Origin of the sequence: Streptomyces sp. SN-593, from assembly GCF_016756395.1 — a bacterium.
GTDB classification, from domain to species: Bacteria; Actinomycetota; Actinomycetes; order Streptomycetales; family Streptomycetaceae; genus Actinacidiphila; species Actinacidiphila reveromycinica.
The window spans coordinates 6,990,185-7,009,787 of record NZ_AP018365.1; the positions used below are offsets into that span (position 1 = coordinate 6,990,185).

Annotated in this window: 14 protein-coding genes, 1 tRNA gene and 1 pseudogene; 10 read left to right on the forward strand and 6 right to left on the reverse strand. The window is 72.2% G+C overall.

What is annotated here, in order from left to right; translation table 11 throughout:
• The first annotated feature begins 195 nt into the window (after positions 1–195).
• On the forward strand, positions 196–2,292 hold the full coding sequence (locus RVR_RS30240) for a phage holin family protein (RefSeq protein ID WP_237405045.1): 2,097 nt from the start codon (positions 196–198) through the stop codon (positions 2,290–2,292).
• Between the two features lie 77 nt (positions 2,293–2,369).
• Positions 2,370–3,206 (forward strand): Clp protease N-terminal domain-containing protein, encoded by an 837-nt coding sequence (locus tag RVR_RS30245; protein ID WP_202237085.1) that lies wholly within the window; start codon positions 2,370–2,372, stop codon positions 3,204–3,206.
• Between the two features lie 91 nt (positions 3,207–3,297).
• Here RVR_RS30245 and RVR_RS30250 read toward each other — a convergent pair whose 3' ends face one another.
• Positions 3,298–4,029: a class I SAM-dependent methyltransferase gene (locus tag RVR_RS30250; protein ID WP_202237086.1), complete on the reverse strand. Its 732-nt coding sequence runs from the start codon at positions 4,027–4,029 to the stop codon at positions 3,298–3,300.
• Positions 4,030–4,176: 147 nt separating this feature from the next.
• On the opposite strand from RVR_RS30250, the gene RVR_RS30255 reads away from it, so the two are divergent.
• A complete protein-coding gene (locus RVR_RS30255; RefSeq protein WP_202237087.1) occupies positions 4,177–4,896 on the forward strand; it encodes an SLATT domain-containing protein in 720 nt (239 codons plus the stop codon).
• A 98-nt stretch (positions 4,897–4,994) separates the two neighbouring features.
• On the opposite strand, the gene RVR_RS30260 is transcribed toward RVR_RS30255, so the two are convergent.
• Positions 4,995–6,821, reverse strand: coding sequence for an AMP-dependent synthetase/ligase (locus RVR_RS30260; RefSeq protein WP_202237088.1), 1,827 nt, complete (start codon positions 6,819–6,821; stop codon positions 4,995–4,997).
• 332 nt (positions 6,822–7,153) lie between these two features.
• On the reverse strand, positions 7,154–8,044 hold the full coding sequence (locus tag RVR_RS30265) for a LysR family transcriptional regulator (protein ID WP_430393196.1): 891 nt from the start codon (positions 8,042–8,044) through the stop codon (positions 7,154–7,156).
• Positions 8,045–8,270: 226 nt separating this feature from the next.
• Between RVR_RS30265 and RVR_RS30270 the strand changes: the two genes are divergently transcribed.
• A complete protein-coding gene (locus RVR_RS30270) occupies positions 8,271–9,263 on the forward strand; it encodes a bile acid:sodium symporter family protein (RefSeq protein ID WP_237405047.1) in 993 nt (330 codons plus the stop codon).
• Here RVR_RS30270 and fdhD read toward each other — a convergent pair.
• Complete coding sequence (fdhD, locus tag RVR_RS30275) at positions 9,206–10,060, reverse strand: formate dehydrogenase accessory sulfurtransferase FdhD (protein WP_202237090.1); 855 nt, start codon at positions 10,058–10,060, stop codon at positions 9,206–9,208. The two genes, RVR_RS30270 and fdhD, sit on opposite strands and share 58 nt — an antisense overlap.
• A 165-nt stretch (positions 10,061–10,225) precedes the next feature.
• Here fdhD and RVR_RS30280 point away from each other — a divergent pair, with 165 nt between their 5' ends.
• Positions 10,226–10,579, forward strand: coding sequence for a chorismate mutase (locus RVR_RS30280; RefSeq protein WP_202237091.1), 354 nt, complete (start codon positions 10,226–10,228; stop codon positions 10,577–10,579).
• A 257-nt stretch (positions 10,580–10,836) separates the two neighbouring features.
• Positions 10,837–10,924 (forward strand) — tRNA-Leu (locus RVR_RS30285).
• 242 nt (positions 10,925–11,166) lie between these two features.
• Here RVR_RS30285 and RVR_RS30290 read toward each other — a convergent pair.
• Together RVR_RS30290 and RVR_RS30295 are read right to left on the reverse strand one after the other, a co-directional pair.
• Positions 11,167–11,493: a hypothetical protein gene (locus tag RVR_RS30290; protein WP_202237092.1), complete on the reverse strand. Its 327-nt coding sequence runs from the start codon at positions 11,491–11,493 to the stop codon at positions 11,167–11,169.
• Between the two features lie 290 nt (positions 11,494–11,783).
• Positions 11,784–12,233: a hypothetical protein gene (locus tag RVR_RS30295; protein WP_202237093.1), complete on the reverse strand. Its 450-nt coding sequence runs from the start codon at positions 12,231–12,233 to the stop codon at positions 11,784–11,786.
• A gap of 170 nt (positions 12,234–12,403) precedes the next feature.
• Here RVR_RS30295 and RVR_RS30300 point away from each other — a divergent pair.
• The 4 genes and pseudogenes from RVR_RS30300 to RVR_RS30310 form a co-directional block, all read left to right on the forward strand.
• Positions 12,404–12,835, forward strand: a pseudogene (locus RVR_RS30300) (transposase family protein); the annotation flags it as partial.
• Positions 12,836–12,908: 73 nt separating this feature from the next.
• Positions 12,909–13,034: a hypothetical protein gene (locus tag RVR_RS38740; RefSeq protein ID WP_272933152.1), complete on the forward strand. Its 126-nt coding sequence runs from the start codon at positions 12,909–12,911 to the stop codon at positions 13,032–13,034.
• A gap of 218 nt (positions 13,035–13,252) precedes the next feature.
• The gene (locus tag RVR_RS30305) at positions 13,253–16,768 is read left to right on the forward strand and encodes a helicase-related protein (protein ID WP_202237094.1); all 3,516 of its coding nucleotides are present in this window, start codon (positions 13,253–13,255) and stop codon (positions 16,766–16,768) included.
• A complete protein-coding gene (locus RVR_RS30310; RefSeq protein WP_202237095.1) occupies positions 16,765–19,566 on the forward strand; it encodes a DUF1156 domain-containing protein in 2,802 nt (933 codons plus the stop codon). Before RVR_RS30305 ends, RVR_RS30310 begins: the two co-directional genes overlap by 4 nt.
• Positions 19,567–19,603 lie beyond the last annotated feature (37 nt).

The following is a 19,603-nucleotide window of genomic DNA, read 5'->3' on the forward strand; positions in this document are numbered from 1 at the left end:
ACGCCCGCCGGCGGTCGCCCCGTCCGGCGGCACGGCTCCGCTCCCGTCGGGCCGCCGCGCGACGACCCGACCTTGAGCGTATGCCCTGCTCCGCGGCCGCCCACCCGCCGGACCGGAGCAGACCTGCGGATATGGCAGGCTGGGGAGGTGCCTCAGCCGGGAGAGAGTCGGAGACGGGCCGCGAGGCGCAGCGCCGTGCGGACCGTCGGCCGCGTTCTCGCCGTGTGGGTGGTCGCCTCCGCGACCCTGGCCGTGCTCGCCGCGGTGCTGCCCGACTTCCGGCTGGAGGCGCCCGGCGGCGACAGCCCCACCCAGGTCGCGGTCACCGCGGGGATCGGGGCCGGCGCGTTCGGGGTGCTCAGCGCGCTGGTGTGGCCGCTGCTGGTGCGCGCGCTGCTGCTGGTGCCCGCGCTGGTGCTGGGCGCGCTGGTGTTCTTCCTCAACGGGTCGCTGCTGCTGGTCGCGTTGAGCCTGACCCCGCACGGCCGCAGCGAGGTCACCCCGGCCACCGCCGTGGTGATCGCCGCGGTGATGTCCGCGGCGTCCTCGGCGACCAGCACCGGGCTCGCCGTGCGCGACGACGCCGCCTACGGGCGCCGGCTGGCCCGGTTGGCCGGCCGCAGGCGGCGGCACGCCGACGACCCGCCGCTGCCCACCACCCCCGGCACCGTCTTCCTCCAACTCGACGGCGTCGGCCACGACGTGCTGCGCGACGCGCTCGCCGCCACCCCGCCGGCGATGCCCACCGTCGCGTCCTGGCTCGGCCGCACCCACCGGCTCGTCGGCTGGCGCACGGACTGGAGCAGCCAGACCGGCGCCAGCCAGCTCGGGATCCTGCACGGCACCAACCACGACGTCCCCGCCTTCCGCTGGTACGAGAAGGAGACCGGGCAGGTCATGGTCTGCAACCGGCCCTCCAGCGCCGCCGAGCTGGAGCGGCGGGCGGTGCGGCGCACCGGCTGCGGGGGGCTGCTCGCCGACGGCGGGGCCAGCCGCGGCAACCTCTTCACCGGCGGCGCCGCGCAGTCGGCGCTGGTGATGTCGGTGGCGGCGCGGCGTGCGAAGTTCACCCGCTCCCGGTCGGGTTACTTCGCCTACTTCTCCGACCCGGCCAACGCCGTGCGCACCGCCTGGTCGTTCGCGGCCGAGGTCGGACGGGAGGTCGCCGAGTCCACCGCGTCCCGGCTGCGGCGCGACCGCCCGCGGATCAAGCGCGGCGGGCTGTACCCGCTGCTGCGCGCGTTCGCCACGGTCGTCGAGCGCGACGTCGCGGTGGCGGCCGTGGTCGGCGACATGCTCGCCGGGCGCGCCGCGGTCTACGCCGACCTGGTCGCCTACGACGAGGTCGCCCACCACTCCGGCCCGCGCAGCCGCGACGCCCGCAAGGTGCTGGCCCGGCTGGACCGCTCGGTCCGGCTGATCGCCGACTCCTCCCGCTACGCCCCGCGCCCGTACCGGATCGTGCTGCTGTCCGACCACGGCCAGAGCGCGGGCGAGACCTTCGAGGGCGCCTACGGTACGGGGCTGCGCGACCTGGTCCGCGCCGGCTGCGGGTTGGCCGCGCACGGGAACGGCGGCGGGCGGCGGACCGCGCGGCGCGGCGGTGGCGCGGAGGCGCGTACGGCGGCGCGGACCGCACTGCGGCGCCCGGAGCGGGGCCGGCGGGCGGAGGAGGCGGAGTGCGAGGGGCCGCCGTCCGACCCGGTGGTGCTCGCCTCGGGGAACCTCGGGCTCGTGGCGTTCCCCGACATCGCCGGGCGGGCGACGTTGGAGGAGCTCCAGCGGCGCTGCCCCGACCTGCTGCCGACGCTCACCGGGCACCCCGGTGTCGGCTTCGTGCTGGTGCGCAGCGCGGCGCGCGGCCCGGTCGTGCTCGGCCGCGACGGCGCGCACGACCTGGCCACCGGGCGGGTGACCGGCACCGACCCGCTGGCCGCGTTCGGCCCGGGCGCGGCCGCCGCGGTGCTGCGCGCGGACGCCTTCCCGCACACCGCGGACCTGATGGTCAACTCCGCCTGCGACCAGGCGGCGGGCACGGTGCACGCCTTCGAGGAGCAGGCCGGCTCGCACGGCGGCCTCGGCGGCCCGCAGACCCACCCGTTCCTGCTGCACCCGGTCGAACTCCCGCTGCCCGAGGGACCGCTGGTGGGGGCGGAGGCGCTGCACCACGTCTTCCACGGCTGGCTCACCTCGGCGCCCGCCCCCGCCCCGGCACCGGGCGCCGCCACCTGCCGCCCGCCCCGTCCGGTCGGCGACCGCATGATCGACGCGGGAGGCGCCGGCACCGGCTGAGGCACCGGCACCACACATGGAAGGAAGTCGTCAACGATCGGTTGACGATCCGGCTGTCGTCAACTTACGGTTGACGCATGACGGAACAGCAGCCCGTACGACTCGACGACCTCATCGACTACGTCAAGCAACTGCACCCCGGCGACGACCCGCTCCAGCACCTGGAACGCGCCGTCGGTGTCGCCGGGCACCTCGGCGACGTCGCGGACCACCTGATCGGCCACTTCGTGGACCAGGCCCGCCGGGCGGGCGCGTCGTGGACCGACATCGGCCAGCACATGGGCGTCAGCAAGCAGGCCGCGCAGAAGCGGTTCGTGCCCAAGGTCCCGGAGGACCTGGAGTTCCTGGGAGCCGAGGCGACCTTCTCCCGCTTCACCCCCCGGGCCCGTACGTCCGTCGCGACCGCCGAGCAGGAGGCGCGCGAGGCGCGGCACTCCTTCGTCGAACCCGAGCACCTCGTGCTCGGTCTGCTCGCCCAGAGCGACACCCTCGCCTACCACGCGCTCTCCGCGCTCGGGACGGAGCCGGACCGTGTCCGGGCCGCGGTCGCCACCCCCGGCACCGAGGAGCAGCCGCTCATGGGCCACATCCCGGTGGGCGCGGCCACCAAGCGCACGCTGCAACTGGTGCTGCGGGAGGCGCTGCGGCTCGGCCACAACTACATCGGCACCGAGCACATCCTGCTCGGCGTGCTCAGCGACGAACAGCAGCCCGCGGCGGTGGCGTTGACCGGGCTCGGAGTCACCCACGAGGCCGTCGAGCGGTGGGTGCTGGCGACGCTCGACAGGTTCGTCGAGGCCAACCGGGCGGCCGAGCAGGCGGCGTTCGGGACCCCCGGCCCGGCGTCCGGCGACGCGTCCGGCGGGTCCTCCGGCCCGGCGTCCGGCGGGTCCTCCGGAGAGGCGAGGGGATAGCCGTTCGGCCGGCCGGGCGGTGCCGACGCGCGCGGCGCCGCCCGGCCGCGCCCGGCCGCGCCCGGAGGCGTGAGCCCCGGTGGCCCGCGGCTCACGCCTCCTTGCGCAGCGCCAGCAGCCGGTACACCGGGTCGGCGCGCGGCACTTCGGGGTCCGGCAGCAGCGACAACCGCCGGGCCAGCGCGCCGGACTGCTCCGGGCCCAGGGCACGCACCGGGGCGAAGCCGCCGCGCGCCACCTCCCCGGCCGCCCGCGACGGCGACATCCCCTGGCCGTGGCCGGTGAAGCGGGCCTCGCCCGAGCGGCGCAGCCCGTGCTCGGCGCCCACCGTCAGCACCCGCAGGGTCGCGTCATGGGCGCGGGCGGGCCGGTAGGGCGCGAGGAGTTCGCTCACGTCGCTGCCCATGTCGTGCCCGGCGTCGTGGTCCACGGTGGCCACGAGAACCCCACCGGGCCGCAGGATCCGGGCGCACTCCGCGACCACCGCGGCCGCGTCCGGCAGCAGGTGCAGCAGCCACACCGCGCTCACCGCGTCCAGGCACCCGTCGGCGAACGGCAGCCGCCGGCAGTCGCCCGACACCAGTCCGCCGCCCAGCCGTTCGGCCGCGATCCGGGTCATGCCCGCCGAGGCGTCCACCGCGAACACCCGCAGTCCGGGCCGCAGCATCCGCTCGGTGACCAGTCCGGTGCCGCAGCCCACGTCCAGCAGGGTGCGGGCCCCCTCCGGGACCAGGGCGAGCACCGCCCGGGCCGCGGAGCCCGCGCGTGGAACGTCCTCGCGGGCGGCGTCGTGACGCGCCGCCCCCACGTCGTAGTCCAGCATGTCGACGAATGTACGGGTCCCGGATGAACGCCGGTCCACCCCGCGTCTTGCGCTCCGGTTACACCTGCGGGTGCTGTGCGACAAGCGTGTGTGCCGTACCCTCACGGCCGGGCCCGCACGGGGGTGCGGCGGGAGGGGAGGGGCGCCATGGCGGACACCGGCGGCGGCGCGGAGACCGGGACGGACGCGGGTACGGGCACGGTGGCGGGAGCGGTCACGGGCGGGGCGGCGGGGCTGCCGCGCGGGCGGGGGCACCGTGACCTGGAGCTGCGGCCCTTCCCCGCGATCACGGCCGGTACCCCGGCCGCCCAGCGCCAGGCCCTGGCCGACCTGCGGGCATGGGCCGAACAGGGCGCGGTGGACGCCATCGACTGGTACCTGCGCGACAAGCGGGCCAAGCGGACCGCGTCGCGGCTGCTCCAGGGGCTGGCGATCGTGTTCGCGGTCGCGGGCACCGCGATCCCCCTGGGGGCCGCCGCCACCGGCTCCTCCGGCCAGGGCTGGGGATACGTCCTGCTCGCGGCCGCGGCCGGCTGCAAGGGCTTCGACCACTTCTTCGGACTGTCCGCGAGCTGGATGCGGGACATCGCCGCCGCGCACGCGCTGCGCTTCGAACTCGGCGAGGTCCGGCTGGAGTGGGCCGCCGACGTGCTCCGGGCCGGGCCCGCCGGCCAGGTCCGGCCCGACGCGCCCCTGGAACCCGCCGAGGTCGAGCGGCAGTTGGCCCTCATCGGCCGGCTCACCGCGGCCGTGCGCGGGCAGGTGGAGCGCGAGACCTCCACGTGGCAGGCGGAGTTCGGGGCCGCCACCCGGCAACTCCACGAGCAGGGCGGTCTGCCCGTCCCGGACCGGCCGCCGGGCGCCTGACCTGCCGGACCCCGCGCCGGACACGGTCGGCCCGGGGACCGCGTCCCCGCGCCCCCGATCCTGCGCGATCAGCCCCGGTGCGGTCGGCCCTCGAACGATCAGCCCCGGTACAGCGCGTCGATCTCCGTCGCGTAGGCCGTCTCGATCGCCCGCCGCTTGAGCTTCATCGACGGTGTCAGGGTGCCGCGCTCCTCGGAGAACTGTCCGCCCAGGATGCGGAAGGTGCGGATCGACTCGGCCTGCGAGACGAGGGTGTTGGCGGCGACCACGGCCCGCCGGATCTCCGTCTCCAGCTCCGGATCGTGTACGAGCCGGGCCACCGGCATCGCCGGCTTGCCGCGCATCCGCAGCCAGTGGGCGACCGCCTCGGGGTCCAGTGTCACCAGCGCGGCGACGTAGGGGCGGTTGTTGCCGACCGCCACGCACTGGGCGACCAGCGGGTGAGCGCGCACCCGGTCCTCCAGCGGGGTCGGCGAGACGCTCTTGCCGCCGCTGGTGACCAGGATCTCCTTCTTCCGCCCGGTGATGGTCAGGTAGCCGTCCTCGTCGAGGGAGCCGATGTCCCCGGTGGCCAGCCAGCCCTCCCGGAGCACCTCGGCGGTGGTCTTCTCGTCGTTGAGGTAGCCGCTGAAGACCTGCCCGCCGCCGAGCCAGATCTCGCCGTCCTCGGCGATCAGCACCGTGGTGCCGGGCACCGGCAGCCCGACCGTGCCGAACCGGGTCTGCTCCGGGGGGTTCGCGGTCGCCGCGGCGGTGGTCTCGGTCAGGCCGTAGCCCTCGTAGATGGTCACCCCGGCGCCAGCGAAGAACAGGCCGAGCCGGCGCTCCATCGCCGAGCCGCCGGAGATGCCGTGCCGCACCCGGCCGCCGAGGGCGGCGCGCACCTTGCTGTAGACCAGCTTGTCGTAGAGCTGGTGCTGCATGCGCAGGCCGGCGCCGGGGCCGGGCCCGGTGCCGAACGCCCTGGCCTCCTGCGCCTCCGCGTACCGCACCGCGATGTCGACGGCCTTCTCGAACGGGCCGAGCCGGCCGCCCGCCTCGGCCGCGCGGCGGGCGCCCTGGAAGACCTTCTCGAAGACGTACGGCACGGCGAGCACGAACGTCGGCCGGAAGGAGGCCAGGTCCGGCATGAGGTCTTTGGCCGACATGCTCGGCTGGTGGCCGAGCTTGACCCGGGCGCGGATGCAGCCGACCTCCACCATCCGCCCGAAGACGTGTGCGAGCGGCAGGAACAGCAGCGTGGACGGCTCCTCGCCCGGCCGGCTGCGGAAGACCGGCTCCCAGCGGGCCACCACGTTGTCGGTCTCGGCCATGAAGTTGGCGTGCGTGATCACACAGCCCTTGGGACGGCCGACCGTGCCCGAGGTGTAGATGACCGTGGCGACCGCGTCCGGGGTGACGGCGAGGCGGTGCCGCTCGACCACCTCGTCGGCCAGGTGGGCGCCGGCCGCGCCGAGTTCGGCGACGCAGTCGGCGTCGAGCTGCCACAGCCGGGTGAGCCGGGGCAGTTCGTCGACGGCCGCGCCGATCGTCATCGCGTGGTCGCCGTGCTCCACGACCGCGGCGACCGCCTCCGAGTCGTGCAGCATCCAGCGCACCTGCTCGGAGGAGGAGGTCGGGTACACCGGGACCGGCTGGGCGCCGATCGACCACAGCGCGAAGTCGAAGAGCGTCCACTCGTACCGGGTCCTGGACATGATCGCGACGCGGTCGCCGAACCGTATGCCCTCCGCCAGCAGGCCCTTGGCCACCGCCAGCACCTCGTCGCGGAACCCGGCCGCCGTCACGTCGGTCCAGCCGCCCTGTCCGTCCGCGCGTCCGAGCACCACGTCGTCGGGGTGGTCCCGGCCGTTGCCGAAGACGGCATCGGCCAGTCCTCCCGCCTGCGGTGTCGTGACCAGTGGGGGGACAGTGAACTGGCGCAACGGTTGTTCTCCTAGGGGGCCTGGGCGAGCCCGTAAAGTACCCGATCCCCGGCACCCGCGGGAGGGGTCGGAGCGTGCCCGCTCCGTCACTCGTTCATGCAGTTCACCCCCCTGTTACCGGACGTAGCGGGGGCGGGGCCCGGTGGCCGGGCCGGTCGCGCGGGCCGGACCCGGTGCGGATCTGCACCGAATCTGCCCCGATCGGCCACTCCCACTCCACCCCTGCCGGTTCCCGGCCACCTCCTGGTCAGCGGTTTCACGTCACTGGCGGGTGTCCGCCCGTCCGCGCCCCCGGGCGTCCCCGGTCGGCGGCCCACGTAGCCGCCCGGAACTCAGGGCAGCGGGCGGTGGAGGGTGTCGCCGGCGGCCAGGAGCGACCGGGACAGCGCGTCGGCCGCCTCCTGGGCGGCGCCGCGCGGACGGCCGCCGCGGGGCGCGCGGCCGTGCAGCAGCACGAAGTCCACCCCGCCGAGTTCCGGGAGGTTCGCCGCGCGCGACGGCAGCGGCACCAGCCCGGCGGGCACGAGCGACCGGGCGTGCGCCATCACGCCCAGGCCCGCGCGGGCGGCCGCGACCAGGCCGCTGAGCGACGCGCTGGTGCAGGCGACCCGCCAGTCCCGGCCGTGCCGCTCCAGCACCTCCAGCGCGCGGGCGCGGGTGATGCCGGGAGCCGGGAACGCGATCAGGGGCACCGGACGGCGCGGGTCGAGCCGCATCCGCTCGCTGCCGATCCACACCAGGGTGTCCCGGAAGACGAGTTGGCCCGCTCCGTCGGGCGCCGAGCGCTTGGCGAGGCACAGGTCCAACTGCCCCGCGTCCAGCATCCGGTGCAGGGTGCCGGACAGCTCGACGGTCAACTCCAGGTCCACTTCGGGGTGTTCGCGCCGGAAGGCGGACAGGATCTCCGGCAGCCGGGTCAGCACGAAGTCCTCGGAGACCCCGAACCGCAGCCGCCCGCGCAGCCGGGTGCCCGCGAAGAAGCCGACCGCCCGCTCGTTGGCGGCCAGGATCGTGCGGGCGAAGCCGAGCATCGCCTCGCCGTCCTCGGTGAGGTCCACGCCGTGCGTGTCCCGGACGAACAGCCGGCAGCCCGCGGCGTCCTCCAGTCGCCGCACGTGCTGGCTGACCGTGGACTGCCGCAGGTCGAGCCGCTTCGCGGCCTGCGTGAAGCTCAGCGTCTGGGCGACGGCCAGGAACGTCCGCAACTGCACCGGTTCGAACACGGTACCCAGTCTAGCCCTGCCATCGCTTTGCGTGATGACAGTGAGTGTGGTGTGCGGGGTTCCCGATCACCGGGGGAACGGGCAGGCTGGGGCCGTGTCCAGCCCCACCGAGAGTGTGTTCGGCCCCACCGTGAAAGAGTCCGGTGCCGCCGTGAGCGAGTCCGGTGCCGCCGGGGGCCCGCGCGGTCCTGGCGTCGGTCCGCGCGGCTCCGTCCTCCGGAGGCGGTTGCCCCTCGACCCCTACATCGCCGCGCTGCTGTGCACCGTGCTGGTCGCCGCCCTGCTGCCGGCGTCCGGGAGCGGGGCCCGCGTGGCGAGCGACGCCTCCGACGGCGCCGTCGGGCTGCTCTTCTTCCTGTACGGCAGCCGCCTGTCCACCGGGGAGGCGCTGGCGGGGCTGCGGCACTGGCGGCTGCACCTGACCGTGCTCGCCTCCACCTTCGTGGTCTTCCCGCTGCTCGGACTGGCCGCGCACGGCCTGGTCCCGTACGTCATCGCGCCGAGGCTCTACCCGGGCCTGCTGTTCCTGTGCGTGCTGCCGTCCACCATCCAGTCCTCGATCGCCTTCACCTCGATCGCCCGCGGCAACGTGGCCGCGGCGATCTGCGCGGGCTCGTTCTCCAGCCTCGCCGGGATCGTGGCCACCCCGCTGCTCGCCGCGCTGCTGATCGGGGGCGGCGCCGGGATCAGCGGGCACGCCGTGACCGGCATCGCGCTGCAACTCCTCGCGCCCTTCCTCGCCGGGCAGTTGCTGCGCCGCTGGACCGCGCCGCTGCTCGCCCGCCACCGCAGGGTGCTCGGGTACGTCGACCGCGGCTCGATCCTGCTCGTGGTCTACACCGCCTTCAGCGAGGGCATGGCGGAGGGGATCTGGCACCAGGTGGCGCCGCCGCGGCTGCTGGAACTCGTGGCGGCCGAGGCGGTGCTGCTCGCGCTCATGCTGACGGCGACGTCGTACGGCGCCCGCGCGCTCGGCTTCGGCCGCGCGGACCGGGTCACCATCGTGTTCGCCGGCTCCAAGAAGAGCCTCGCCTCGGGGCTGCCGATGGCCACGGTGCTGTTCGGGTCGGGCGCCGGGCTCGCGGTGCTGCCGCTGATGCTCTTCCACCAGATGCAGCTCATGGTGTGCGCGGTGATCGCGAAGCGGTGGGCGCGGCAGGCTCAGGACCGGGCGCCCTCCGGTGTGTCCGCGAAGGAGAAGCGGCTCTCGCCGGCGTAGACGTTCATGGAGCTGCCGCGCAGGAAGCCGACCAGGGTGAGCCCCGACTCGGCGGCCAGGTCCACCGCGAGGGATGAGGGCGCCGAGACCGCGGCCAGCACCGGGATGCCGGCCATCACCGCCTTCTGCACCAGCTCGAAGGAGGCCCGGCCCGAGACCATCAGCACCCGCCCGGCCAGCGGCAGCAGCCCCTCCCGCAGCGCCCGCCCGACCAGCTTGTCCACCGCGTTGTGCCGCCCGACGTCCTCGCGCACGTCCAGCAGTTCGCCCCCGCCGTCGAAGAGCGCGGCCGCGTGCAGCCCGCCCGTACGGTCGAACACGCGCTGCGCGGCCCGCAGCCGGTCCGGCAGCCCGCTGAGCAACTCCGGTGTCAGGCGCGGGATTCCGGGGTCGAGCGGTGGCATCCGGGTCGCGGTGCGCACCGCGTCCAGGCTCGCCTTCCCGCACAGCCCGCAGGAGGACGACGTGTACACGTTCCGCTCCAGGGCGATGTCCGGGAGCGGGACGCCGGGGGCGAGGGCCACGTCCACCACGTTGTAGGTGTTGTGGCCGTCGGCGGTCGCGCCGGCGCAGTACACGACGCTCGCCACGTCGTCGGCCGAGGCGAGCACCCCTTCGCTGACCAGGAAGCCGACCGCGAGTGCGAAGTCGTCGCCCGGGGTGCGCATGGTGATCGCCAGCGGGCGGCCGTTCAGCCGGATCTCCAGCGGCTCCTCGGCCACCAGCGTGTCCGCGCGGTGCCCGACCACGCCGTCCCTGATCCGCAGTACGCGGCGTCGCTCGGTGACACGTCCCATGCCCTACCAGCCCTGGTGGTCTCGTCGGTTGTCCCGGTCGTCCTCGCCGGTGGCCGGCCGCCCGTGCGGCCGCCCGAGCGGTGCCTCCACCGCCCGCGCACCTTGTCATAGGGTGTGCCAGGCAGAAAGCGGACCACCACGTACTTCCCAGGATGGCAGACCGAGATGACAGACCAGCCGACGTCGGGCGCGGAGCGCACCCTGGGCGGTAACGAGGAGGCGCTCGCGAAGCTGCGCACCCTGCGCGGCAGCATCGACAACCTTGACGCGGCCCTCGTCCACCTGCTCGCAGAGCGTTTCAAGTGCACCCAGGAGGTGGGGGAGTTGAAGGCGGCGCACGACCTGCCGCCGGCCGACCCGGCACGCGAGGCCGACCAGATCGACCGGTTGCGGCGGCTGGCCGCCGACGCGCGGCTCGACCCGGCGTTCGCGGAGAAGTTCCTCAACTTCATCATCGACGAGGTGGTCCGCCACCACCGGGCGATCGCGGCGCGGCAGGACGGGACGACCGAGGAGTGAGCCGCGCCTCCGTGAGGTCCGCCGTGTGAGGCCCGCCCCGGGCCTCCGCCGTGTGAGGCCCGCCCGGGCCGGACCTCCGCGGCCCCGGCGGCCGCCCGCGCGGCCGGGCCGTGAGGCGGGCCGGGAGCCGGGCCCGGGACTCCCGCGGCCGGCCGGCGGCACCCCTTCCGCCCATCGGAATCCCAGGTGAGGAGCACCCCGAATCCTTGGTATCGTGGAGTCGTCACCGAGACCCACCGGTCCCGGCGGCTCCACCGGTCCGGGTGGCGGAATGGCAGACGCGCTAGCTTGAGGTGCTAGTGCCCTTTATCGGGCGTGGGGGTTCAAGTCCCCCCTCGGACACCACGTGAGACGTTCACGAGATCGTCCCGAAGCGTTCACGAATTACCGGTCGAGTCATGTGACTCGCCTGCATTTCGTCGTTTCTGTGGGCCTTGAGTCTCGTGGTCGGCCCGGTGAGGGGGTGGGGCGGTGGCGGTCCAGGTACTGCGCCTCTCGCCTGCGGAAACCCCACATGCCTGCGCCACGGCTGGTAGCCGTGGCGCAGGCATGTGGGGTTTCAGGGGGCGGAGCGCGGCGGATGTGTGTCACTCGCGTGGGGGAGGCTCGACCTGCTCAGTCGGAAGCGGTCGCGCCTGAGGCGAGTCGGAGGGCTCACCGGGTTGGATTGCGGCGCTCTGCGTGCTGGCTTTGCGGGGCTGGATGCCTTGGTCGCGGAGGAACCGTCGGATGGCTCTGAGGTTCGCCACGAAGATGATTACGGCATTGAGCAGGGTCTGTGCGACGCGTCCGTGCGGCAGGCGGAGCTGGGGATTGTCGATGCTGTCGAGGGCGGATTTCTTGAGGTTGCCGTTGCCGCCCTCGTTCTGACTGCGCAGTCCGGACCAGGCTTCCTGCCACAGAGGGGTGAACAAGGGGTATTTCTGCCGCCACTTAGCCAACACGGTGCCTGGGACGGTGATGCTCTTCCCCCTGCAGATGTCGGGGTAGACGGGGCTGTCCCGCTTGGGCCTGGGGATGGTGGGCAGGGCTGCCGGGGTACGGACAGTAGGGGCGTCGAGGTCGACGACGGTAGATGGGCGTGGCTTGGGCCGGCGGTAGCAGGTGACCGTGGCGTGCGGCCCGAGGGCGGGGCACTGTCGACGCTAGTCCCCAGCGGGGCCGTATCCCTTGATCTTGGTCTGGTAGTCCTTCCGGGACTGGATCAGGTCGAGTGCGTGGGCGCGGTCCTCGTCAGTGCGGCTGTCGATGTATGTGGCGCCTGCAGTGACGAGCGGGTGGGCATGAGCGGGCAGTAGAACTCGCCTCCGACCAGCTGCATGCCGCGGAACTCTCCCTGCCGGTCGACCTTGTCGTCGTTGTAGTGCTTCACCGAGTTGAGGCCGAGTTTGAGCAGCTGCAGATGCAGGTTGTGAGGCTTGGCCTGGGTGATGCCCCGGTCGGCGCAGAACAGGTCTTTGACCAGGCCTCGTTCGAAGTCCGGCTGGATGGCGCGCAGGGCGGCCGGGCCCAGGTCTTTGAGAAGTGCTGAGGTGGGCGGTTCGCCTGCTGGGTGCCGGATGTGACGGCTTGCCGACTTCTGTCGGCGGCCACCCAGGACGCAGAACAGGCATGGCCGCTGGTGATCATGTGGGTGTCTAGTCCGTATGAGCACCGAGCGAGTCCATGCCTGCGCACCTATCTTTCCGCATGCCGTCATGTCTCCGGCAACTGGGGGACGCCTCCGGCCCAGTCCCGTTGGAGACAGCCGCCGACCTGCGGACATATCTGGCCACGGTGCCTGACCCACGGGCCCGTCGCGGCATCCGCCACCCGTGGACGGCCATGCTCACCGCTGCAGCCGCTGCCGTTCTGGCCGGCGCCGCCTCGATCACAGCGATCGGCGAGTGGGTCGCCGACGCACCGCAGGGCGTTCTGGCCCTGCTCGGCTTCCGCCCAGACCCGCTGACCGGCTCAATCCGCCCGCCCCACGCAACGACCATCCGGCTCGTCCTGGCCGCCGCAGACGGCGACGCCCTTGATCGCGCCCTCGGCGCCTTCCTCCAGGGACGCAAGGCCCCGGCCCCGGGACGAAAGGTCATCGCCGTCGACGGCAAGACACTCGGCGGCTCCCGCACCGCCGGCCGGACTGCCACCGCCCTGATCGCCGCCATGACCCACAGCGGACAGGTCCTCGCCCAACGCCAGATCGACAGCAAGAGCAACGAGATCCCGGCCTTCGCCCCGCTCCTGGACGGCATCGACCTGACCGATGCCGTGATCACCGCCGACGCCCTGCACACCCAACACCACCACGCCGCCTACCTGCACGAACGCCCTGCCCCGCGTCATGGCCGGCCTGCGCAACCTCGCCATCGGCGTCCACCGCCAGGACGGCCATACCAACATCGCCGCCGCCCTCCGCCGCACCGTCCGCAACCACCTGCGGCCCCTCACCGCCCTCGGACTGACCTAACGAACCCGGACACAAGATCACTTTTCAAAGACCCTGCCTCAAGGACCGGCGACGGTCATGATCACCTCAGCGCCACCCGTCGCCGCGGCGCGCCGCTCACGGTCCCTTGATAGGTCACCCGTGAGCCGGTGAATTCCGTGAGCCCCGCGTTTTCGGTACGGCATTATTGACGTCGAGGAAGGGGCACCTTCATCGGCCGGAGCAAGGGGAGAGCAAGGATGCCTGAGCGAGGCCGGCTGGGCCTCGGCGATCTCGTGCCGGGGCGTGCCGTGTCGGGCATCGTCACCGGCGGTGACGTCACGGTCGTCGCGGTGCGGATGTTCGGGTCGACGGCGGCGCAGGTTACTTACCGGCGTCCCGAGGGCACCGTGGAGGAGCGGATCCTCTATGAGGAGGACGCCGAGCGACTGGCCGAGGCGGCCTCCGGCGCGGCGGGCGGCGGTTTCGACGCAGACCCCGGGCTATTCCGGCTGGCGGCCGAGGCGCTGCGGATCAGGATGGCGGCGCGCGGCGACGCCATGCTGGCCGTGTCCACCAGCCTCCTCGACCCACTGCCCCACCAGATTCAGGCTGTCTACAACGAGCTCCTGCCGCGCACCCCCCTACGTTTCCTCCTCGCCGACGACCCTGGCGCCGGAAAGACCATCATGGCCGGGCTCTACATAAAGGAGCTTGCGCTCCGCGGCGACCTGGAGCGCTGCCTGATCGTGGCGCCGGGCGGGCTGGTCGAGCAGTGGCAGGACGAACTGCTGGAGAAGTTCGGCCTCGACTTCACCCTGCTCACCCGGCAGCTGACCGACGCGACGATCGACGGTAATGTCTTCGACCGGCACCCCCGGCTCATCGCGCGCATGGACGCCCTGGCCCGTTCCGAGGACCTGCGGCGGCTGCTCGGGGAGAGCGGCTGGGACCTGGTCGTCGTGGACGAGGCGCACCGGATGAGCGCGAGCTACTTCGGTGCGGAGCTGAAGACGACCAAGCGCTACGAACTGGGCCGCCTCCTCGGCCGCCTCACCCGCCACCTGCTCCTGATGACCGCGACGCCGCACGCAGGCAAGGAGGAGGACTTCCAGCTGTTCATGACCCTGCTGGACAGTGACCGGTTCAGCGGCCGGTACCGGGCGGGCATCCACCGGCACGACGTGTCCGGCCTGATGCGCCGCATGATTAAGGAGGACCTGCTCACCTTCGACGGCAAGAGGCTCTTCCCCGAGCGCCGCGCCTATACCGTGCCCTACGAACTCTCGCCCGCCGAGCAGGAGCTGTATGAGCAGGTCACAGGGTACGTCCGCCAGGAGATGAACCGCGCGGAACGGCTGGACGGCCGGCGCGGCAACCAGGTCGGTTTCGCACTCACCGTCCTCCAGCGCCGCCTCGCCTCCAGCCCGGCGGCGATCCACCGTTCCCTGGAGCGCAGGAGGCTGCGGCTGGAGGCCCGCCGTCAGGAGATGCTGTCGGGCCAGGTCGTGGCGCATGCCGGTGCGGTTCCCGCGTCCGTGCCGTCCTCCGACGACGACCTGGACGAACTGACCGGCGGTGAGCTGGAGGAGCTGGAGGAGCAGGTCGTCGACGCGGCGACGGCCGCACGCACCCTCCAGGAGCTGGAGCTGGAGATCGCCGCGCTGAGCGAGCTGGAGCGGCTCGCCGCCCGCGTCCTGGCCTCCGGCGACGACCGCAAGTGGCGGGAACTGTCGGGGCTGCTGCAGGACGACCCGCTGCTGCGGGACGAGGGGGGCCTGCCCCGCAAGCTGATCGTCTTCACCGAGCACCGAGATACCCTCGACTACTTGACACGCCGCATCAGGAACATGATCGGCCGCCCCGAGGCAGTCGTCGCCATCCACGGCGGCACCCCGCGCCCGCACCGCCGTGACATCCGCGACGCCTTCAATCAGGACCCCGATGTCCGCGTCCTCATCGCCACCGACGCCGCTGGCGAGGGTCTGAACCTTCAGCGCGCCCACCTCATGGTCAACTACGACCTGCCGTGGAACCCCAACCGCATCGAGCAGCGCTTCGGCCGCATCCACCGCATCGGCCAGACCGAGGTCTGCCACCTGTGGAACCTGGTCGCCGCCGACACCCGTGAGGGCCAGGTCTTCCTACGGCTCCTCGACAAGATCGAACAGCAGTCGAAGGCGTATGACGGCAAGGTCTACAACGTCCTCGGCGAACTCTTCGAGGGCGAACCGCTGCGCGGCCTGCTCCTTGAGGCCATCCGCTACGGCGACCGGCCCGAGGTCAAGAGTCGCCTCGACCAGGTCATCGACGCCCGGGTCGGCGCACGCGCCGTCGAGTTGATCAGGGGGCTCGCGCTGGACGCCCACGTCATGGGCCTGGAGGACGTCGAGGCGGTACGTCTGCATATGGAGGAGGCCCAGGCCAAGCGGCTGCATCCGCATTACGTTCGGGCCTTCTTCCGGGATGCCTTCGACCGCCTCGGCAGCCACCTCAGGGCGCGGGAGAGTGGCCGGTACGAGATCACCCACATCCCGGCGGTTCTGCGTGACACGGGTCGCTTCGGGCTCGGGCTTGGCGGGGTCGTGCAGCGCCGCTATGAGCGGGTCTGCTTCGACCGCGAGCGCGTGACCGTCCCCGGGGCTGCCCGCGCCGACCTGATCGCCCCCGGGCACCCGCTCTTCGACGCCGTGCTGGAGGAGACGGTCCATCGGCACGGGGACCTGCTCACGCGGGGCACGGTGCTTGTGGACGCCTCGGACGCGGGCACGCGCCCGCGGCTGCTGACCGCGCTGGTCCAGGAGGTCGTCGACGGGCACGGGCGGTCGGTGGACCGTTCCTTCGCCTTCGTGGAACTGCACCCCGACGGCACGGCTCATGACGCGGGCCCCGCTCCGTATCTCGACTACCGTCCGCCCACGCCCAGGGAGGCCGAGGCGGCGGGGGTGCTTCTCAAGGAGGAGTGGCTACGGGACGGCGGCCCTGCCCGCGCGATGGAGTGGGCGGTACGGGAGGCGGTGCCCCAGCACCTGAACCGGACCCGGGAACGCCTCTTGCCCGTCATCGGGCGCACGCGCACCCAGGTCGAGCAGCGACTGCGCCAGGAGATCAGTTTCTGGTACGCGCAGGCCGGGAAGCTTGAACTGGATGTGGCGGAGGGCAAGAAGGTCCGCCACCGCCCGGAGACCGCGCGTGCGTGGGCTGAGGATCTGGAACGGCGTCGAGAGCAGCGTCTCGCCGCTCTCGACAAGGACCAGGCGCTTCAGGCCCGGCCGCCTGTGGTGGCGGGGTGTGCGCTCGTCGTGCCGATGGGCTGGCTGGCCGGGCATCTGGGGTCGGCCCTGACTCCGGCTGAGCGGGCTGTGCTGGATGGCCTGCACGCGGTCGACGGCTATGAGACCGACCGGCGTGCTGTGGCGGCGGTGCTTGGTGCCGAGCGTGGCCTGGGCCGTGTCCCTGAGGAGATGGCACACAACAATCCCGGCTACGACATCCGATCGCATACTCTTGACGGTCACCTCGTGCACATCGAGGTGAAGGGCCGCCGGGAGGGCGCGGAGCACTTCTACGTCAGCCGTAACGAGGTCCTCGTCGCCAAGAACCGGGGCGAGCAGCATCGTCTCGCCCTGGTCTCCGTCAGCCCGCAGGGGCCGGAGCACGACGAGACCCGGTACCTTACCGACGCCTTCGCCGATACCGACTTCGGCGACCTGAAGACCGAGGGTGTCCTGCTGTCCTGGCAGGACGCCTGGAACAAGGGAGGAACCCCGCAGTGAGCGGTGCAAGCGAAGAGACGGCCGACGCCCCGGAGCGCCGCACCAAGCTCATCGAGGTCTCCCTCCCGCTGGAGGCGATCAACAGGGAGTCCGCACGGGAGAAGTCCATCCGGCACGGGCACCCGTCCACGCTCCACCTGTGGTGGGCCCGCCGGCCGCTGGCGGCTGCCCGCGCGATGCTCTTCGCCCAGCTCGTGGACGACCCGGGCTCACGGCCCGATCTGTATCCGGGGCCGGAGGAGCAGAAGGCTGAACGGCAGCGGTTGTTCGACCTCATCGAGGAGATGGTCCCCTGGGAGGCCACGCGCGATGAGCGGATCATGCGCAAGGTTCGGGAGAAGATCGCCGAGTCGCATGGCGACGGTCCGCTTCCGCCTGTCCTCGACCCCTTCGCGGGTGGCGGCACAATTCCGCTGGAGGCGCATCGGTTGGGGCTCCAGGCCCACGCCAGTGACCTGAATCCGGTGCCGGTCGTCATCAACAAGGCGTTGATCGAGATCCCGCCGAAGTGGGCTGGGCGTAAGCCGGTGTCTCCGACTGCGGAACTGCGTCACGAGGGGAGCTGGCGGGGGGCGAGTGGTCTCGCGGAGGACGTGAGGCAGTACGGCAAGTGGATGCGGGAGCAGGCGTACGTCCGCATCAGCACCCATTATCCGAAGACCAAGCTGGAGGACGGGAGCGAGGCGGCGGTCATCGCTTGGTTGTGGGCACGGACTGTGGCCTGTCCTGACCCGGCCTGTGGGGCCGAGATGCCGTTGGTGCGGTCGTTCTGGCTGAGCAAGAAGAAGGACCGGCCTCGCTATATCGTCCCCGAGCTGGTGGACGGGCAGGTGACGTTCACGATCGGCGGTCCCGAGGGCGAGCCCCGTGAGGGAACTGTCGACGGCAAGGGCGCCGAGTGCCTGGTGTGCGGTAACCGGACCACACTGAAGTACGTCCGGGCTGAGGGGGTGGCCGGGCGCATGGGCGCGGTGATGACGGCCGTGGTCGCGGAGGGGAAACGACAGCGGATCTATCTGGCGCCAACTGCGGAGCAGGTGGGGGCGGCGGATGTGGGGCGGCCTGCCGATGCGCCCGAGTCCGAACTGCCTGAGCAGGCGCTGGGGTTCAGGGTGCAGGGGTATGGCATGCGGAAGCATGCGGACCTGTTCACCAACCGGCAGCTGCTCGCCCTGACCACGTTCAGCGACCTCGTTGGTGACGCCCGCGAAAAGGTTGAGCGGGATGCAAGAGACGCTGGCATGGAGGAAGCTGAGGCGGCCGAGTACGGGAAGGCAGTGGCGCTGTACCTTGGGTTTCTCGTGAGCGCGGTAGCCGACGACTTGTCCACCATCTGCTCTTGGCGTTCATCTCATGGCACAGGTGCCACACGCTCTACCTTCGCTCGCCAAGCTCTTCCCATGGTCTGGGACTTTGCCGAGTCGAACCCATTCGCCGGTGCAGCTGGTGACATGGAAACAGCCGTCGTATCGATCGGGCGGGCTATCGACGCCCTACCGGCGGCAGGAACAGGGCAGGCGCAGCAAGCGGACGCCCGCACCGTTGACCTGTCGCGTAATCCCGTCGTCAACACTGACCCGCCCTACTACGACAACATCGGCTACGCCGACCTCGCCGACTTCTTCTACGTCTGGCTCCGCCGTTCCCTCGGCGACATCTACCCGGAGGTCATGAGCACGATCCTCACCCCGAAGGAGCCCGAACTCATCGCCACCCCGTTCCGCCACAACGGGAACTGGGAAGCCGCCGAGAAGCACTTCGAGCGGGGCTTCGTCGAGACGTTCACGCACATGCGCGCGGGCCACCACCCGGACTACCCGCTCACCGTGTACTACGCCTTCAAGCAGTCGGAGACCGACGCGGAGGACGGCACCGCCTCGACCGGCTGGGAGACCTTGCTGAGCGGCCTGATCGAGGCCGGCTGGTCGGTCACCGGCACCTGGCCGGTCCGTACCGAGCGAACCGGCCGCTCCCGTGACATCGGCTCCAACGCCCTCGCATCCTCTGTAGTGCTCGCCTGCCGCCCCCGCCACGTCACCGCCGGCTCCACCGACCGCCGCGGCTTCCTCCGCGCCCTCCGCAGCGAACTCCCCGACAAACTGCGGAAGCTGCAGGAAGGCAACCTCGCCCCCGTCGACCTCCCCCAGTCCGCGATCGGCCCCGGCATCGCAGTGTTCTCCCGATACGCCAAGGTCACCGAGCCCGACGGTTCCTCGATGCGCGTACGCACCGCACTCGGGCTCATTAACGACGTACTCGCCGACGTACTGAACGAACAGGAGGGCGAGTTCGACCAGGACACCCGGTGGGCGATCCGCTGGTTCGAGCAGTTCCAGTGGGGCAAGGGCACGTTCGGGGACGCCGAGACGCTTGCGAAGGCGTACAACGTGTCCGTGAAGGGGCTCCAGGACGCCCACATCACCGCGTCCGGCGACAGCAAGGTGTGGCTCGTCGCGCCGGCCGACCTGCCGGAGTCGTACGACCCGGAGACCGACGCCCGTATCTCCGTGTGGGAAGCCGCCATGCACCTGTCCCGGGTGCTGGAGGGCAAGGGCGCCCAGTCCGGCGTGGGACCGGCCGGTGAGCTGCTCGTCGGGATCCGGGCGCGTGGGGAGTTTGACGAGGACGCCATCCGCGACCTCGCCCACCTGCTCTACAGCATCTGCGACCGGCGGCGCTGGTCGGAGAGCGGGCAGCGGTTCAACAACCTCGCCAGTGCATGGTCCGACCTCCAGACCGAGGCCCGCAACGCGGAGAAGCGCGGTCCGCGCAAGCCCCAGCACCAGCCCCTCTTCTGAACGCCCGGCTCACCCACAGGCATCTGGAAAGGCAGGA

Bases quoted from the DNA above. Each gene is read 5' to 3' on its own strand.
- RVR_RS30245 (WP_202237085.1), top strand. From the start codon at position 2,370: ATGACGGAACAGCAGCCCGTACGACTCGACGACCTCATCGACTACGTC.
- RVR_RS38740 (WP_272933152.1), top strand. From the start codon at position 12,909: ATGGCCGGCCTGCGCAACCTCGCCATCGGCGTCCACCGCCAGGACGGC.
- RVR_RS30250 (WP_202237086.1), bottom strand. From the start codon at position 4,029: ATGCTGGACTACGACGTGGGGGCGGCGCGTCACGACGCCGCCCGCGAG.
- RVR_RS30255 (WP_202237087.1), top strand. From the start codon at position 4,177: ATGGCGGACACCGGCGGCGGCGCGGAGACCGGGACGGACGCGGGTACG.
- fdhD (WP_202237090.1), bottom strand. From the start codon at position 10,060: ATGGGACGTGTCACCGAGCGACGCCGCGTACTGCGGATCAGGGACGGC.
- RVR_RS30280 (WP_202237091.1), top strand. From the start codon at position 10,226: ATGACAGACCAGCCGACGTCGGGCGCGGAGCGCACCCTGGGCGGTAAC.
- RVR_RS30305 (WP_202237094.1), top strand. From the start codon at position 13,253: ATGCCTGAGCGAGGCCGGCTGGGCCTCGGCGATCTCGTGCCGGGGCGT.